Annotated in this window: 2 tRNA genes; both read right to left on the bottom strand. The window is 55.9% G+C overall.

The features are described from left to right. Positions 1–26 precede the first annotated feature (26 nt). Positions 27–102: transfer RNA gene (locus RBATCC27255_RS00055), tRNA-Phe, on the bottom strand. 6 nt (positions 103–108) lie between these two features. After that, positions 109–185: transfer RNA gene (locus tag RBATCC27255_RS00050), tRNA-Asp, on the bottom strand. Between the last annotated feature and the right edge of the window lie 53 nt (positions 186–238).

Below are 238 nucleotides of genomic sequence, written 5' to 3'. Positions count from 1 at the left end.
CCAGATGAGCTACATCCGCATTAAATTGGTGCCTCCGGGCGGAATCGAACCACCGACACGGGGATTTTCAGTCCCCTGCTCTACCGACTGAGCTACAGAGGCAAAAATTGGCGACCCGGAACGGGTTCGAACCGTCGACCTCTAGCGTGACAGGCTAGCGTTCTAACCAACTGAACTACCGGGCCAAATGTGGTGGGAACAACAGGGCTCGAACCTGTGACCCTCTGCTTGTAAGGCA

Source organism: Ruminococcus bromii (genome assembly GCF_002834225.1).
In the GTDB taxonomy this organism is placed as follows: domain Bacteria; phylum Bacillota; class Clostridia; order Oscillospirales; family Acutalibacteraceae; genus Ruminococcoides; species Ruminococcoides bromii.
This window is presented reverse-complemented; position numbering and strand designations above follow the sequence as displayed.